The 14,738-nt window shown below is 66.0% G+C and carries 19 protein-coding genes; 12 read left to right on the forward strand and 7 right to left on the reverse strand.

Annotated elements, in window-relative coordinates; all coding sequences use genetic code 11:
* Positions 1-86: 86 nt before the first annotated feature.
* Positions 87-740: a YggS family pyridoxal phosphate-dependent enzyme gene (locus tag G4Z14_RS04690; RefSeq protein ID WP_164623628.1), complete on the forward strand. Its 654-nt coding sequence runs from the start codon at positions 87-89 to the stop codon at positions 738-740.
* On the opposite strand, the gene G4Z14_RS04695 is transcribed toward G4Z14_RS04690, so the two are convergent.
* Genes G4Z14_RS04695 through G4Z14_RS04715 form a run of 5 tightly spaced genes read right to left on the reverse strand, consistent with a single transcriptional unit; the run spans position 737 to position 5,518 of the window.
* Positions 737-2,200: an aldehyde dehydrogenase gene (locus G4Z14_RS04695; RefSeq protein ID WP_164623629.1), complete on the reverse strand. Its 1,464-nt coding sequence runs from the start codon at positions 2,198-2,200 to the stop codon at positions 737-739. The two genes, G4Z14_RS04690 and G4Z14_RS04695, sit on opposite strands and share 4 nt — an antisense overlap.
* 7 nt (positions 2,201-2,207) lie before the next feature.
* On the reverse strand, positions 2,208-3,245 hold the full coding sequence (locus G4Z14_RS04700; protein WP_164623630.1) for an LLM class flavin-dependent oxidoreductase: 1,038 nt from the start codon (positions 3,243-3,245) through the stop codon (positions 2,208-2,210).
* Positions 3,242-4,165: a flavin reductase family protein gene (locus tag G4Z14_RS04705; RefSeq protein WP_164623631.1), complete on the reverse strand. Its 924-nt coding sequence runs from the start codon at positions 4,163-4,165 to the stop codon at positions 3,242-3,244. The genes G4Z14_RS04700 and G4Z14_RS04705 overlap by 4 nt, the downstream gene beginning before the upstream one ends.
* Positions 4,162-4,944: an alpha/beta fold hydrolase gene (locus tag G4Z14_RS04710; protein ID WP_164623632.1), complete on the reverse strand. Its 783-nt coding sequence runs from the start codon at positions 4,942-4,944 to the stop codon at positions 4,162-4,164. The genes G4Z14_RS04705 and G4Z14_RS04710 overlap by 4 nt, the downstream gene beginning before the upstream one ends.
* Positions 4,916-5,518: an amino acid synthesis family protein gene (locus tag G4Z14_RS04715; RefSeq protein WP_164623633.1), complete on the reverse strand. Its 603-nt coding sequence runs from the start codon at positions 5,516-5,518 to the stop codon at positions 4,916-4,918. The genes G4Z14_RS04710 and G4Z14_RS04715 overlap by 29 nt, the downstream gene beginning before the upstream one ends.
* Positions 5,519-5,617: 99 nt before the next feature.
* On the opposite strand from G4Z14_RS04715, the gene G4Z14_RS04720 reads away from it, so the two are divergent.
* Both G4Z14_RS04720 and G4Z14_RS04725 read left to right on the forward strand, forming a co-directional pair.
* Positions 5,618-6,295, forward strand: a complete 678-nt coding sequence (locus G4Z14_RS04720; protein WP_164623634.1) for a GntR family transcriptional regulator — start codon at positions 5,618-5,620, stop codon at positions 6,293-6,295.
* Positions 6,292-6,579 (forward strand): DUF1330 domain-containing protein, encoded by a 288-nt coding sequence (locus G4Z14_RS04725; RefSeq protein ID WP_164623635.1) that lies wholly within the window; start codon positions 6,292-6,294, stop codon positions 6,577-6,579. Before G4Z14_RS04720 ends, G4Z14_RS04725 begins: the two co-directional genes overlap by 4 nt.
* A gap of 3 nt (positions 6,580-6,582) precedes the next feature.
* Here G4Z14_RS04725 and G4Z14_RS04730 read toward each other — a convergent pair whose 3' ends face one another.
* Entirely contained in the window at positions 6,583-7,575 is a 993-nt protein-coding gene (locus G4Z14_RS04730; protein WP_164623636.1) for an MDR family oxidoreductase, read from the reverse strand.
* A gap of 100 nt (positions 7,576-7,675) precedes the next feature.
* On the opposite strand from G4Z14_RS04730, the gene mtgA reads away from it, so the two are divergent.
* The 4 genes from mtgA (at position 7,676) to G4Z14_RS04750 (ending at position 10,473) form a co-directional block, all read left to right on the forward strand.
* Positions 7,676-8,398: a monofunctional biosynthetic peptidoglycan transglycosylase gene (mtgA, locus tag G4Z14_RS04735; RefSeq protein WP_164623637.1), complete on the forward strand. Its 723-nt coding sequence runs from the start codon at positions 7,676-7,678 to the stop codon at positions 8,396-8,398.
* Positions 8,399-8,461: 63 nt separating this feature from the next.
* On the forward strand, positions 8,462-9,127 hold the full coding sequence (fzlA, locus tag G4Z14_RS04740; RefSeq protein WP_164623638.1) for an FtsZ-binding protein FzlA: 666 nt from the start codon (positions 8,462-8,464) through the stop codon (positions 9,125-9,127).
* A 49-nt stretch (positions 9,128-9,176) separates the two neighbouring features.
* A complete protein-coding gene (gene queG / locus G4Z14_RS04745; RefSeq protein WP_227751540.1) occupies positions 9,177-10,193 on the forward strand; it encodes a tRNA epoxyqueuosine(34) reductase QueG in 1,017 nt (338 codons plus the stop codon).
* 94 nt (positions 10,194-10,287) lie between these two features.
* Positions 10,288-10,473, forward strand: a complete 186-nt coding sequence (locus G4Z14_RS04750; RefSeq protein ID WP_164623640.1) for a hypothetical protein — start codon at positions 10,288-10,290, stop codon at positions 10,471-10,473.
* Between the two features lie 39 nt (positions 10,474-10,512).
* On the opposite strand, the gene G4Z14_RS04755 is transcribed toward G4Z14_RS04750, so the two are convergent.
* Complete coding sequence (locus G4Z14_RS04755) at positions 10,513-11,379, reverse strand: branched-chain amino acid aminotransferase (RefSeq protein ID WP_164623641.1); 867 nt, start codon at positions 11,377-11,379, stop codon at positions 10,513-10,515.
* A gap of 134 nt (positions 11,380-11,513) precedes the next feature.
* Between G4Z14_RS04755 and G4Z14_RS04760 the strand changes: the two genes are divergently transcribed.
* From G4Z14_RS04760 to G4Z14_RS04780, 5 genes are read left to right on the forward strand one after another with little or no spacing between them, the layout of a single operon-like run.
* Positions 11,514-12,014, forward strand: a complete 501-nt coding sequence (locus G4Z14_RS04760; protein ID WP_164623642.1) for a MarR family winged helix-turn-helix transcriptional regulator — start codon at positions 11,514-11,516, stop codon at positions 12,012-12,014.
* A complete protein-coding gene (locus tag G4Z14_RS04765) occupies positions 12,011-12,712 on the forward strand; it encodes a response regulator (RefSeq protein WP_164623643.1) in 702 nt (233 codons plus the stop codon). Before G4Z14_RS04760 ends, G4Z14_RS04765 begins: the two co-directional genes overlap by 4 nt.
* Entirely contained in the window at positions 12,712-13,632 is a 921-nt protein-coding gene (locus G4Z14_RS04770; RefSeq protein ID WP_164623644.1) for a histone deacetylase family protein, read from the forward strand. The genes G4Z14_RS04765 and G4Z14_RS04770 overlap by 1 nt, the downstream gene beginning before the upstream one ends.
* Complete coding sequence (locus G4Z14_RS04775) at positions 13,632-13,871, forward strand: exodeoxyribonuclease VII small subunit (RefSeq protein ID WP_164623645.1); 240 nt, start codon at positions 13,632-13,634, stop codon at positions 13,869-13,871. The genes G4Z14_RS04770 and G4Z14_RS04775 overlap by 1 nt, the downstream gene beginning before the upstream one ends.
* Positions 13,868-14,737, forward strand: a complete 870-nt coding sequence (locus G4Z14_RS04780) for a polyprenyl synthetase family protein (RefSeq protein WP_321573006.1) — start codon at positions 13,868-13,870, stop codon at positions 14,735-14,737. Before G4Z14_RS04775 ends, G4Z14_RS04780 begins: the two co-directional genes overlap by 4 nt.
* The last annotated feature ends 1 nt before the right edge of the window (position 14,738 follow it).

Here is a 14,738-nt window from a genome sequence, read left to right on the forward strand (position 1 = left end):
GGCGGCCTTCGGGCCGCCTTTTTCTTTTGCGCGCGGCTTTTCTTTCGGCCCGCGATATGGCCATCTGCCGCGCAGGAGGATTGCCCATGTCGCTTGCCGAGATCACCCGCCGCATCCGCGAGGCCGAGGCCGCGCATGGTCGCGCGCCCGGGTCCGTCAACCTGATCGCTGTCTCCAAGGTGCAGCCGCTGGAGCGGGTGGTGGCGGTGCTGGCCGAGGGGCATCGGCTGTTCGGCGAGAATTATGTGCAGGAAACGCAGGCGAAATGGCCCGATCTGCGGGCGCGGTTCTCTGGCGTCTCGGTGCATATGATCGGCCCGTTGCAGACCAACAAGGCCAAGCTGGCGGTCGAGTTGTTCGACGCCATCCACTCGGTTGACCGCCCGTCGCTGGCGGAAAAACTGGCCCGTCTGGCGCAGGACCGGGGCAGGTGCCCGGAGCTGTTCGTTCAGGTGAACACCGGGGAGGAACCGCAAAAGGCCGGGGTTCTGCCCGCCGATCTGGATGCTTTCCTGGCTGCGGCCCGTGCGATGGACCTGCCGGTGCGCGGCCTGATGTGCATTCCGCCCGAGGCCGAAGATGCCACCCCGCATTTCGCCGCTCTGGGTGCGATGGCCACCCGCAATGGCCTTGCGGGCCTGTCGATGGGCATGAGCAGCGATTTCGAGGCCGCCATCGCCCATGGTGCAACCCATGTGCGGGTGGGCTCCGCGATTTTCGGTGCGCGGAGCTACGCTTAGCGCATCACGAAGGGGTCGGGGATCGGATCATCCGAGGTGCGCAGCCAGACGGTTTTCACCGTGGTATAGTCCAGCGCCGCGGCCATGCCGCCCTCGCGCCCATGCCCCGACAGCCCATGCCCGCCGAAGGGCGCAATCGGCGAGACCGCGCGGTAGGTATTCACCCAGACGATCCCGGCGCGAATGCCCCGGATCATCCGGTGCGCCCGCGTCAGACTGCGGGTGAACACGCCCGAAGCCAGCCCATAAGCGGTGTCATTGGCCATTTCCAGCGCCTGTTCCTCGGTGTCAAAGGCCACAACCGACAAGACCGGTCCGAAGCATTCCTGCTGCACCGCCGGTGCGTGGGGAGCATCGGTGCAATCGAGAATGGTCGGCGGATAGTAGAACCCCGGCCCTTCCGGCGTTTTGCCACCCGTCACCAGACGCGCCCCGGCGGCGATGGAGGCGTCAACCAGGGCCTGAATCCGGTCGCGTTGGCGCCGGGTGCAAAGCGGGCCAACCTCGGTGGTCATCTGGTCAGGCGCCCCGATGGTCACCGCTTCGGCCTTGGCCTTCAGCCGCGCCAGCATGGCATCCTTGACTGTCCGCTGTACCAGATGGCGCGAACCGGCGACGCAGCTTTGCCCGGTGGCGGCGAAGATCCCCGCCACCTGCGCATTCGCCGCCGAGTCAAGATCGGCGTCGTCAAACACGATGAAGGGCGACTTGCCGCCAAGTTCCAGCGAGGTTTTCGACAGGTTCTCGGCTGAGGCGCGCACGATATGCCGCGCCGTCTCCGGCCCGCCGGTAAAGGCGATGTGGGCCACTTTCGGATGGGTGGTCAGCGCCTTGCCCGCCTCCGGCCCGCCGGTCAGCACATTGACGACGCCGGGGGGAAAGCCCGCCTCATGCACCAGCTTGGCAAATTCCAGAAGCGGTGCCGGGCCGTCTTCGCTGGCCTTCAGAACCACGGTGCAACCCGCCGCCAGCGCCGGGCCGACCTTCACCGCCGACAGGAAAAGCTGGCTGTTCCACGGCACGATCGCCGCCACAACGCCCACCGGCTCGCGCCGCAGCCAGACTTCCATGTCCGGCTTGTCGATCGGCAAGTGCGCGCCTTCGATCTTGTCGGCAAGGCCGGCGTAATAGCGGTAATACTCGGCCACATAGGCAATCTGGGCCGAGGTTTCGCGGATGATCTTGCCGGTATCGCGGGTTTCCAGCGCGGCCAGCCGGGGGGCGGCGGCCTGCACCAGATCGGCCAGCCGCATCAGCAGCTTGCCGCGCGCCGAGGCCGTGAGCCCCGACCACGCGCGGCCGAGAAAGGCGCGATGGGCCGCTTCCACGGCACGGTTCACATCGGCGGCCGAGGCATCGGGCATTTCGGCCCAGGGCTGGCCCGTGGCCGGGTCAAGACTGGCGAAATGCGCCGAAGCGGTATGAAACTCGCCGTCGATGTAGTGCTGAAAGCGGTCCATGTTGTCCTCAGGCGAAAGCGGGCATGACGTCTTCGATGAAGCGCTTCAGGCTGTCGCGCTTGCGCTCGAACGACATGCCGGAATCGATCCAGAGCGAGAATTCGTCATAACCTAGATCCTCGATCTTCTTCAGCTTTTCGATGACCTCCGCCGCATCGCCGATCAGCAGGTTATCCCGCATCACCTTGGGCGAATAGAACGGATGCGCCGCCATCTCCTCGGCCGTCAGGGGCTCGATCAGGCCCTGATTGATCGGCCGTTTGTTCAGGAACCATGCTCCGAAATAGCAGTAGAAGGCGTTCAGCTCCTCCGCCGCCTTGTCGGCATCGGCGGCGTCCTTGGCAACATAGCCGTGCTGCAAGATCATGATCTTCGGCCGTTCCACCTCGGGGTGGGCGGCGCAGGCGGTGTTGAAGCGGTCCATCAGGCTGACCACTTCCTCATGCGGCTGGTGCAGCGGCGTCACCTGCACGTTGCAGCCCTGCGAGACGGCGAAATCATGGCTGTTGGGGTCACGCGCCGCAACCCAGATCGGCGGGAAGGGCTGCTGCAGGGGCTTCGGCGCCGAGGTGGTTTTCGGGAACTGCCAGTATTCGCCGTCATGGGTATAATCGCCGGCCCAAAGCCCCTTGATCGCCGGGATCAGCTCGCGCATCCGGCCACCGGCGCCCCAGGCGTCAAGGCCCGGAAGAACGCGCTCGTATTCAAAGGAATAGGCGCCGCGCGCGATGCCCAGATCCAGCCGGCCATCCATGATGATGTCGGCCATCGCTGCCTCGCCGGCCAGTTTGATCGGGTGCCAGAAGGGGGCAATCACCGTGCCGGTGCCAAGGCGCACGTTCTTTGTCCGCCGGGCCAGATCGACAAGGTTCAAAAGCGGGTTCGGCGCGATGGTAAAGCTCATGCCGTGATGTTCGCCGGTCCAGATGGCGCACATGCCGCCCTCGTCGGCCATCTGGCACAGATCGAGCATTTCCTGATACAGCCGCGGCTCCTCGTCGGCCGCGTTCACCCGCTCCATGTGGATGAAAAGCGAGAATTTCATGGGGTATCCCTTTCGTCGGTTCGGTGCACGCGTCCCTGTTCGTGAGTGCCGAAGTAGATGCCAAAGCGCCCTGTCGGGGCCTCGTCCGCCAGCCGCTCCAGCATGATCCGCGCAGCGGGGTCGGAGACATCGGCCACGCCCTCGCGGCTGAGGTCCACGAGCGCGCCTTGCCGGGGTTTGCCGGGGCTGGTCGGGCAGAGGAACGCGATATGCTGCGCGCCCTGGCCTACGTCGTCATATACGGAATAGACTGCGCCGGGCTGGGCCTGCAGCCCCGAGGCGGCGATCAGCCGGGCAAGTGCTGCCTGCACGCCATCGCGGCCCGCCTTGGCCATCGGCAGGGTGACCCCGCCGCGCCCGTCGTCGATCAGCAGCACCTTGCCCTCGGCTTCCAGAATGGCGGTGATGACCACATCCGGGCCGGCGGGCAGTTGCGCGGCGGTCTGTGCCGGGGTGACATAAGCGCCCCGGTAATAGCCCAGCCCCGCCACTGGCGTCGCCTCGAACCCGCCAATGCGGCCGATCAGGATGGTATGGTCGCCCGCCAGCACCGTCTGTTCCAGCGTGCAATCGAACCAGGCCGAAACCCCGGCGATCACCGGATGCCCGACCGGGCCTTTCTTCCAGTAGACATTGGCGAAACGGTCCTCGGAGGGACGTGCAAAGGTGCCGGAGATGTCCTTTTGCCCTTCGGCAAGGATGTTCACTGCAAACCCTGCACCCTTGGCAAAGGTGTCGAGATTGCGCGAGGAATTGGCGAGGCTGACCAGCAAGAGCGGCGGGTCGAGCGAGACCGAGGAGAACGAATTGGCGGTAAAGCCCTGCGGCTTGCCGTCCCGGTCGAGGGTGGTCACCACAGTCACCCCGGTCATGAAGCAGCCAAAGGCGTCGCGCAGCGCGCGCGGGTCAACCTGGGTCATCGCGTCACCTCCTCTGCCAGCCAGTCGCGCAGCGCGGCCGATACCTCGCGCGGGGCGGTCAGGTTCACCATATGCCGGTGGCCCTCGATGACAACCGCCTGTCCGTGTTGCACCATGCCCGCCATGGCATAGGTCATGGCCGGTGTGGAATTGGCATCGCCGTCGGCAGTCAGCACCAGCGTCGGGCAGGCGATATCGCCAATACGGTCGGCGTAGACGGTGTCGCCTTCGGCAAAGGCGCGGTAAGCCATGGCATAGCCCTTCTGGCTGACCGCTTGCAGCCAGCCCGCGACCTGTGCGCGGGTCACCGCCTCGGCCTCGGTGAACCAGCGGGCCAGCGGGGCCTCGATGTTGCCCCGACCCGAGGCGATTTCATCGGCACGTCCCAGCACGGCGGCACGGGCCTCTGGCGTGCGGCGATGAACGCCGTTCAGCAGCGCCACGCGTTTCACCAGATCGGGCCGTTCGATCGCCAGACCGCCGGCGATCAGCGACCCCATGGAGTGGCCGGCCACGTTCATCGGGCCTTGCCCCAGCGCCTCGATCACGCGGGCGGCCCAGGCCACATATTCGGGCAGGCGCGCGCCTTCGGGCAGCGGCTGGCTTTCACCATGGCCAGGCATGTCGACGGCGAAGACATGCGCCTCAAGCCGCATCTGCGGCCCCCAGGCCTCGGCCCGCAGGCCGACGCCGTGGATCAGGAGGAGCGGCTCGCCCGCCCCCGCCTCCAGCACCCGAACGGTGCTGCCGTCAGACAGCCGCAGGGTTCTTGACGTCATGGCCAAGGTCTTTCAGATCCTGATAGCGGTCGCCGATGCGGTGATGCGGCCGCCCGCCGATCGAGGCGCCCAAGGCCACCACAATCTCATCGGCGGCGGGGGCGTCGGGAATGGCGAACTGGATGGTCAGGTAATGGCTGCGACGACCCTCGTCGTTCTTGTCCATCAGCGGGATCATGATCGGGCAATTGGCCGGGCCGCGGGTGTTGGTGAAGGCCAGATAGGTCTTGGCACCAACTGCGGTGCGGTAGTGGTTGCCAAAGCGCAGGGTGTGGATCAGCGCGGAAGCATGTTCCACCTCGCCGTCCAGCCCCACGACGGCCGCCTTGCCATAGCCCTCCACCTTGTCGCCCCCGCCGGCGGCCTCGATGATCATGCCGGTCAGAAGCTCGCCCAGGATCGGAGCAACGGCGTGGATCTCGGGTTTCAGATCCTCGACAAATCCCATCCCTGCCCAGGGGTTCTTGATGACCGCCGCCGCCGTGATGAACTTCAGCGGGGTTGCCGCCGTGCGGCCGCCTTCGATCAAGGTGGTCTCGATGTTCAGAAGCGTCTTGCGAATCTGTGCGGGCATGTCGGGTTCCTTCGATGGCGTGTTCGTAATATGGTATACCAACATACAGTCTGTCAATAACCTCTTGCGCGGCGGCCTGTCCCGGCCTAGATTTCGGGCATGAACAACGCCACCGACGACCTTCGCATCCACGAAGCCCCCGCCACGCTGCGGGCGCTGGCGGTGGACCGGCTGCGCGGCGCGATCATCGCCGGGCGGTTTCAGGGCGGTGACCGGCTGGTTGAACGCACGCTGTGCGATCAGCTTGGCGTGTCGCGCTCGGTGGTGCGCGAGGTGATCCGCACGCTGGAGGCGGAAGGGTTGGTCGAGACGCAGGCGCGTTCTGGCCCGGTGGTGGCGCGGCTTGACTGGTCGCAGGCCCGGCAGATCTATGACATCCGCCGGCTTCTGGAGGCCGAGGCCGCTGCCGATTGCGCGTTTTTGGCCGATGCGGCGGTGAAGGCCCGCCTGCGCGCGGCGCTTGCCGCCCTGGACACAGCCTTCGCCGAGGCGACGCCACAGGCGCTTTATGCCGCCACGACCGGGTTTTACGAGGTGATCTTCACCGCCGCCGGGCATGATGTCGCCTGGGAGATCGTGCAGCGTTTGAATGGCCGGATCTCGCGGCTTCGCGCCATGACACTGGCCACGAAAGACCGGCGGACCTCTGGCCCCGCGCATATGGCGCGGATTGCCGAGGCGATTTGCGCCAATGATCCAGTGGCGGCGGCAAAAGCGGTGCGCGAACATCTGAAGGACGCTGCCGAGATTGCCCGCAAGCTGCTGGAAACCCCATGAAAGCCTATTGGATTGCCCATGTCACCGTGTCTGACCCCGAGGCTTATGCCGGCTATCAGGCCTTGGCGCCAGCGGCCTTTGCCGCCCATGGCGCGCGGTTTCTTGCGCGCGGCGGGGCGCATGAGGTGATGGAGGGTCCGGTTCTGGACCGCCATGTGGTGATCGAATTTCCAAGCCTTCAGGCGGCAAAGGCCTGCTACGCATCGCCGGAATATCAGGCCGCGCGCACCCGTCGAGACGGCGCGGCGACCGCCCATGTCGTGATTGTCGAAGGTCTGGCCTGACTGTCAGGCGTTGACGTCGATCACCGCGCGACCCTTTACCTTGCCGGCCAGAATATCGGCCCCAAGCTGCGGCAGGTCGGCAAGCCTCCAGACCGTCACCATGGCCTCCAGCTTGTCCTTCGGCATGTCGCGGGTGATCCGGGTCCAGGCGGTGACCCGGCGGGCATAGGGCTGCGGCACGGAATCGATGCCAAGGATGTTCACCCCGCGCAGCAGGAAGGGCACGACCGAGGCGGGCAGAGTTGTCCCGCCCGCAAGCCCGACCGAGGCGATGGAGCCGCCATACTTCAGCTGCCCCAGCACGCGCGCCATCATCGGCCCGCCCACCGCGTCGATGCAACCGGCCCAAGTTTCCGATTCCAGCGGGCGCTTGACGATTTCGTTGATCGCCTCGCGCGGGACGATCTGGCGCGCGCCGAGGTCGCGCAGATAGGCTTCGGTCTCGGGCCGCCCGGTGACGGCGGCAACCTCATACCCGGCCGCGGCCAGCAGGGCGACCGCGACCGAGCCGACGCCGCCGGCCGCCCCTGTCACCAGAACCGGGCCGTTGCCCGGTTTCAGCCCGTGATCTTCCAGCGCCAGAATGGCCAGCATCGCGGTAAGTCCCGCAGTGCCCACCGCCATCGCCTGCTTCGTCGTCAATCCGGCGGGCAGCGGAACCAGCCAGTCGGCCTTGACCCGCGCCTTCTGAGCATAGCCGCCCCAGTGGATCTCGCCCACCCGCCAGCCGGTCAGCACCACTTTGTCGCCGGGCTTGTAGCGCGGGTCATCGGATTTCTCGACGGTACCGGCAAAGTCGATTCCCGGCACATGCGGATAGCTGCGCACCAGCCCGCCGCCGCTGCCAAGGCACAAGCCGTCCTTGTAGTTCACCGTAGAATATTCGACAGCGACCACGACATCGCCCGCAGGCAGATCGGCCAGGCTGATCTCCTGCACGCCGGCATGGGTTGCCCCGGCCTCATCCCGTGTCACCACCAATGCGCGGAAGGTCATCGCCGTCTCCTGTGTCCCTCCGCCGATGTTTGCCGGGGATCGAGGCAAGTGCAAGCGGTCCTTTCTTGACCGCGCGGCAGACATCGGGCCTATGTGGCCCATGGCCGCGCGCAAGAAACCCCAACCTGTTCCAGAGCCGTTGCCGGAAAAACCGCGGCTGTTGCGGCGCCTGCGCACCTGGGCGGCGCGCGGGATCTTGGGGCTCGCCGCGTTTTATGCGGTGCTGATCCTGCTGTTCAGCTTTCTGCCGCCGCCGATCAATTTCTACCAGTTGCAGGAAAGCTGGCGGCTCGGCGGGATTGAAAAGGACTGGGTTGGCTGGGACGACATCGCGCCGGTGATGGCGCGGTCGGTCGTGGCGGCAGAGGATGCGAATTTCTGCCTGCATTGGGGGTTCGACATGGCGGCGATCCGCGATGCGATCGAGGACGGCGGCGCGCGCGGGGCCTCGACCCTGTCGCAGCAGGTGGTGAAGAACACCTTCCTCTGGCACGGCCGCAGCTATGCCCGAAAGGCGCTGGAGGCAGCGCTCACGCCGGCGATGGAGCTGTTCTGGTCCAAGCGCCGGATCCTGCATGTCTATCTCAACACGGCCGAATTCGCCGAAGGCATCTTCGGCGTGCAGGCCGCCGCGCAGCATCATTTCGGCGTCGACGCGCACGATCTGTCGGCCCTGCAGGCCGCGCGGCTTGCCGCCGTCCTGCCCGACCCGCAGGGGCGTTCGGCCAGCGAGCCGTCGTCGTTTGTGCGCAAGCGGACACGCGCCATCATGGCCGGGGCCGAGACCATCGCCACGGACGGGCGGGCGGGCTGTTTTGAATAGCGCGGTTGCAACCGCCGCCAAGGGCGCTATTGAAGGTCAATCCTTGCTGCAGGCCCGCCCTCGATGATCCGCCTCTACCACTTCCCCCTCTCGCCCTTCTGCCGCAAGGTCCGCCTGACGCTGGCCGAAAAGAAGCTTGAGGTCGAACTGATCGAAGAGCGCTACTGGGAGCCCTCGCCCGATTTCCTGCGCCGCAACCCGGCCGGCAAGGTGCCGGTGCTGCGGGTCGACCAGAAGGTGATGAGCGAAAGCCAGGCAATCTGCGAATATCTGGAAGAGGCGATCCCGACGCCCGCCCTGATGCCGCGCGACGTCGATGCCCGCTACGAGGTGCGCCGTCTTTGCGCCTGGTTTGACGACAAGTTTCATGACGAGGTGACGTCGAAGCTCTTGTACGAGCGGGTCAACAAGAAGGTCATGGGTCACGGTTATCCGGATTCGAAGAACGTGAAATTCGGAGCCGGGCGGATCAAGTATCATCTTGATTACATGGCCTGGCTTCTGGACCAGCGCCGCTGGCTGGCGGGCAATGAAATGACCCTGGCCGATTTCACCGCGGCGGCGCATCTGTCCTGCCTTGACTACATCTCGGACGTGGACTGGAACCGCAACGCGACGGTGAAGGACTGGTACGCCAAGATCAAGTCGCGGCCGTCTTTCCGCACGCTGCTGGCCGATCAGATTCCGGGCTTCCCGCCGCCCGCGCATTATGCCGACCTCGATTTCTGATCCGACCCCCGGGGGCCAGCCCCCGGACCCCGGGGATATTTGGGCCACATTGAAGGCACAGCTCTTAGGCCACGCCGAGGCCGAAGGCTTTTCCAAGCTGCGGATCTGCGCGCCCGAGGCGGTGCCCGAGGCGGCGGGGCGGCTGCGCGCGTTTTTGCTGGCGGGTCGGCAGGGCCAGATGGGCTGGATGGCCGAGCGCGAGGAGTGGCGCGGCAATCCGGCGGCGCTCTGGCCCGAGGCGCGGTCAGTCATCATGCTGGCTGAGGTCTACACCCCGGATGGCGACCCGATGGCGGGGTTGGCAGAACGGGATCGCGGTGTGGTTTCCTGCTATGCGCAGGGCAAGGATTACCATGACCTTGTGAAGCGGCGGCTGAAGCGGCTGGGGCGCTGGTTGCTGGATCAATCGGGCGGTGAGATCAAGGTTTTCGTCGACACCGCGCCGGTGATGGAAAAGCCGCTGGCGCAGGCGGCGGGTCTGGGCTGGCAGGGCAAGCATACCAATCTTCTGGCGCGCGATCTGGGAAACTGGTTCTTTCTGGGCGCGATCTTCACCACGCTGGACCTGCCGAAGGACGAAGCCGAGATCAGCCATTGTGGCAGCTGCACCGCCTGTCTCGACGCCTGCCCGACCGGGGCCTTCCCCGCGCCCTATCAGCTGGATGCCCGGCGCTGCATTTCCTATCTGACCATCGAACACAAAGGCCCGGTAGCCGAGGATCTGCGTGGCCTGATGGGCAACCGGATCTATGGCTGCGATGACTGCCTGGCCGCCTGCCCCTGGAACAAGTTTGCCGCCGCCGCGCGGGATCTGGGCTATCAACCAAAGGTCGGTCTGCCCGAGCTGGTGGAGCTTGCCGCCTTGGATGACGCGGCATTTCGCGCGCGGTTTGCCGGCAGCCCGGTCAAGCGGATCGGGCGCGACAGGATGGTGCGCAACGTGCTTTATGCCATTGGAAATTCGGGGAATCCCGCGCTGATTTCGGCTGCGCTGCGCTTGGTGGCAGACCCCGATCCGGCGGTTTCCGACGCCGCGCGGTGGGCGGTTGACCGCCTGCGCCGCTAGGCGTTTCGGCAGTCATTCGAAATGGGCGAAAACTTCATGTTGGGTTTGACTGATTCTGCCCTAGATTGCTGTCAGGCACTTGAGGGAGATCGCCATGACCAAACATCTGGCCGACCATCGCACCGCGCCCACCGGGGGCCGGGTGAAGGCCTTTCTGACCATCGCGCGCGACCGCAGCGAAAGCGCCTGGCGCGGACTGTGGCAGCGGCGGTTTGACCGGGCCGAGGACAACCAGCGCCTTGTGCAATATGTCCGCATCGAAAAGGGCCGCGAGGCCTAGGGGCGCCCCGGACGCAAGGCCGGAGGCGCCGCAGGGCTGTCAGGCGCGCACCAGCTTTTCGTAATCGGCGGCGATGCGCTGGGTCAGATCGCCCACGACGAAGGTGTGCTCGCCGATCTGGCCCACGGGCGTCACTTCGGCGGCGGTGCCAGTCAGCCAGCATTGCTCGAAGCTGGCCAGTTCCTCGGGCAGGATGTGGCGCTCATGCACCGTCACGCCCATGCCTTTCAGCATGCCGACCACGGTCTGACGGGTGATGCCGTTCAGGATGCAGTCGGGCTTCGGCGTATGCACTTCGCCATCTTTGACGAAGAAGATATTGGCGCCGGTCGCCTCGGCCACATAGCCGCGGAAGTCGAGCATCATGGCGTCCGAGCAGCCTTTGGCTTCCGCCGCGTGTTTCGACATGGTGCAGATCATGTAAAGCCCGGCCGCCTTGGCCGCATGCGGGATGGTGGCCGGATCGGGGCGGCGCCACTTGGCGATGTCGAGCTTCGCGCCCTTCATCTTGGCGTCGCCGTAGTAGTTCCCCCAGGACCAGCAGGCCACTGCCATGCGGATCGGGTTGCGCTTGGAGGCCACGCCCATGTCCTCGCCCGCGCCACGCCAGGCCAGAGCGCGGACATAGGCATCGGTCAGGCCATTGGCCTTCAACACGGCCTCTTTCGCGGCTTCGATTTCCTCCACCGAATAGGGCAGCGGCATGTCCAGAAGCTCGCCCGACTTGCGCAGGCGTTCCGAATGTTCGCGGCTTTTGAAGATCTTGCCATTGTAGCAGCGCTCGCCCTCGAACACCGACGAGGCGTAGTGCAGCGCATGGGTCAGGATATGCACCTGCGCCGAACGCCATTCCACCAGCTTGCCATCCATCCAGATGAACCCGTCGCGGTCGTCATATCCAGCCATGTTTGCCTCCGTTTGCGAATGTTGCGCAAGAATGGTCCGCTTCGGACATAATATTGCGCCAAATTGGCGAATCGCTAGCGTTTGTGACTTGGAATGTCAACAAGGCTGACGTAAAATCGGGCAAAGGGGGACCTATGGCCGAACCGATTACCCAAAGCGAAAACCTGCTGTTCCTGACCGACGATCAGGTGCGCAAGGGCATCGAGGCGATGTTCTTTGCCTATCGCGGCTTTACCGCCGACCCGGACCGCATTCTGGAGACGATGGATTATGGCCGGGCCCATCACCGGGCGGTGCATTTCATCCATCGCAGCCCCGGCACGACCGTCGGCAATCTGCTGGCCATTCTGGGCGTCACCAAGCAATCGCTGAACCGCATCCTGCGCACCCTGTTCGAGGATGGTCTGGTCGAGGCGCGGGTGGGCAAGAAAGACAAGCGCGAGCGGCATCTCTATCTGACAGAAAAGGGCCGCGAGCTGGAGCGGGCCCTGTCTGACGCGCAGCGCGCGCGGATGCGGGCGGCCTATCGCGCGGCGGGGCCGCAGGCAGTGCAGGGCTTTCGCACCGTGCTGGAGGCGATGATGGACCCGGAGATGCGCCGGCAGTATCTGGGCTTGAAGGAGGCCGGCGCATGAGTGATCCGCAGGCGCATCTTCTGGTCGTCGATGATGATGAGCGCATCCGGGGGCTTTTGCAGAAGTTCCTGATCCGCAACGGCTTTCTGGTGACGACTGCCCGCGATGCGGCGCAGGCGCGGCGGCTTCTGGCGGGTCTCGACTTTGACATGCTGGTGCTGGACGTGATGATGCCGGGCGAGGACGGCATCAGCCTGACGCGCGATCTGCGGGGCCAGATGGCGGTGCCGATTCTGCTGCTGACGGCCAAGGGAGAAACCCAGAACCGGATCGAAGGGCTGGAGGCGGGGGCGGATGACTATCTGGTCAAGCCGTTCGAGCCGAAGGAACTGCTTTTGCGCATCAACGCGATCCTGCGGCGGATGCCGCAGGTCAAGGCGGCGGCGCAGGCGCCCAAGGTCTTGCAGATGGGGGCGGTGCGCTATGACATCGACCGGGGCGAACTGTGGCGCGGGGCCGATCCGGTCAAGCTGACCGCGACCGAGGCCCAGTTGATGCGCGCCTTTGCCGCCCAGCCCGGGCGGCCGATCAGCCGGGACAGGCTGGCCGGCGACGCGCCGGCCGAGGACAGCGGCGGGCAGGAACGCGCGGTAGATGTGCAGATCACGCGCCTGCGCCGCAAGATCGAGGATGATCCCAAGATGCCGCGTTACCTGCAAACCGTGCGGGGCGAGGGCTATATGTTGCAGCCAGACTGATGGCGCTGGTGTTCTCCCATGCCGCTTTCGCGGGGCACGTCACGCCGCCGGGGCATCCGGAGCGGGTGGACCGACTGCGCGCCGTCGAGGCAGGCTTGGCCGGGCTGGAGGTGGACCGGCGCGAGGCCCCCCTTGCCGATCTTGATGCGGTGACGCGCTGCCATCCCCGCGCCTATGCCGACCGGGTCGCGGCGGCGGTTCCCAAGGCGGGCTGGGCGCAGCTGGACGGCGATACCTTCCTTTCGCCCGGCAGTCTTGAAGCCGCGCTGCGCGCCGTGGGCGGGACGGCTGCGGCAGTGGATGCGGTGCTGGGCGGCACGGCGGAGAAGGCCTTTGTCGCCTGCCGTCCACCGGGCCACCATGCCGAAACCGCCAAAGCCATGGGGTTTTGCCTGTTCGGCACGGTTGCCATTGCCGCCAAACGGGCGCTTGACCATCACGGGCTGTCGCGTGTCGCCATCGTCGATTTCGACGTGCATCACGGCAATGGCACGCAAGATCTGCTCTGGGACGAGGGGCGCTGCCTCTTTGCCTCCAGCCATCAGATGCCGCTTTATCCCGGCACGGGTTCGGCCCGCGAACAGGGGGCGCATGGCCAGATCGTCAATGCGCCGTTGCCCGGCGGCTCGGGTGGGGCGGAGATGCGGCGGGTCTACGAGACGGTGATCTTTCCGCGCCTGATGGACTGGCGCCCGGAGCTTGTCCTGATCTCGGCAGGCTTTGACGCCCATGCCGATGACCCATTGGCGGGGCTGGAATGGCAGGCCGAGGACTACGCTTGGCTCACCACCCGCATCTGCGAGATTGCCGCCGATTGCGCGGCCGGGCGGGTGGTATCCTGTCTGGAGGGCGGCTATGATCTTGCAGCGCTGCAGGCTTCGGTTGCTGCGCATGTGGGCGTTCTGGCAGGGCAGGGATGATGACCGACAAAGCCGTATCCGAAATGAGCTTCGAAGAGGCGATGGCCGCACTTGAGCAGGTCGTGACCCAGTTGGAGCGCGGCGAGGTGGCGCTGGAGCAATCCATCGCGCTTTACGAAAAAGGCGCGGCGCTGAAGGCACATTGCGCGGCCAAGCTGAAGGCGGCGGAAGAAAAGGTCGAGCTTATCCGCGCCGCCGAGGGCCGCGCCGTCGGCACCACCCCGGTGGAAGGGTTGTGAGTTTTCCGCAGCAGCTGGCGGTCGATGCGGCAGCCATCCAAGCCCGTCTTGATGCGGCCATGGCGGGGCTGACAGACCAGCCGGTGATTCAGGCGATGCGCTATGCCGCGCAGGGCGGCAAGCGGTTGCGCGGGTTTCTGGTGCTGGAGTCGGCGCGGATGTTGGGCGTGGCCGAGACCCGCGCCATCAGCGCCGCGGCGGCGGTCGAGGCGCTGCATGCCTATAGTCTCGTGCATGACGACATGCCCTGCATGGACGATGACGCACTGCGCCGGGGCCTGCCGACCGTGCATGTGAAATGGGATGAGGCGACGGCGGTTCTGGCCGGCGATGCCTTGCAGACGCTGGCCTTCGAGATGCTGACCGATCCGGCGCTGGGCGCGGGCGACACCCGTATTGCCCTTGTCGCGGGCCTGGCCAAGGCCAGCGGTGCCGAAGGCATGGTTCTGGGTCAGGCGCTGGACATCGCCGCCGAAACTGCAGCGCAGCCGCTGACGCTGGGGCAGATCACCGAGTTGCAGGCCGGCAAGACCGGCGCGCTGATCCGCTTTTCGGCCGAGGCAGGGGCGATTCTTGCGGGAGCCGACCGCGCCCCCTTGCGGGCCTACGCCACGGCACTGGGGCTGGCGTTCCAGATCTGGGACGATGTGCTGGACGTGACGGGCGATGCGGCCCTGACCGGCAAGGCCGTGGGCAAGGATGCCGCTGCTGGCAAGGCCACGTTCGTTTCGCTGCTTGGGCTGGATGAGGCCCGCGCCCGGGCCACAGACCTTGTAAGGCAGGCGGAAGCCGCGCTGTCCCCCTATGGGGCGGCGGCGCAAAACTTGATTGATTGCGCCCGTTTCGTTATTGCGCGCCAAAGCTGAA

It is taken from the genome of Tabrizicola oligotrophica, from assembly GCF_011008935.1.
Classification (GTDB): Bacteria; Pseudomonadota; Alphaproteobacteria; order Rhodobacterales; family Rhodobacteraceae; genus Tabrizicola_A; species Tabrizicola_A oligotrophica.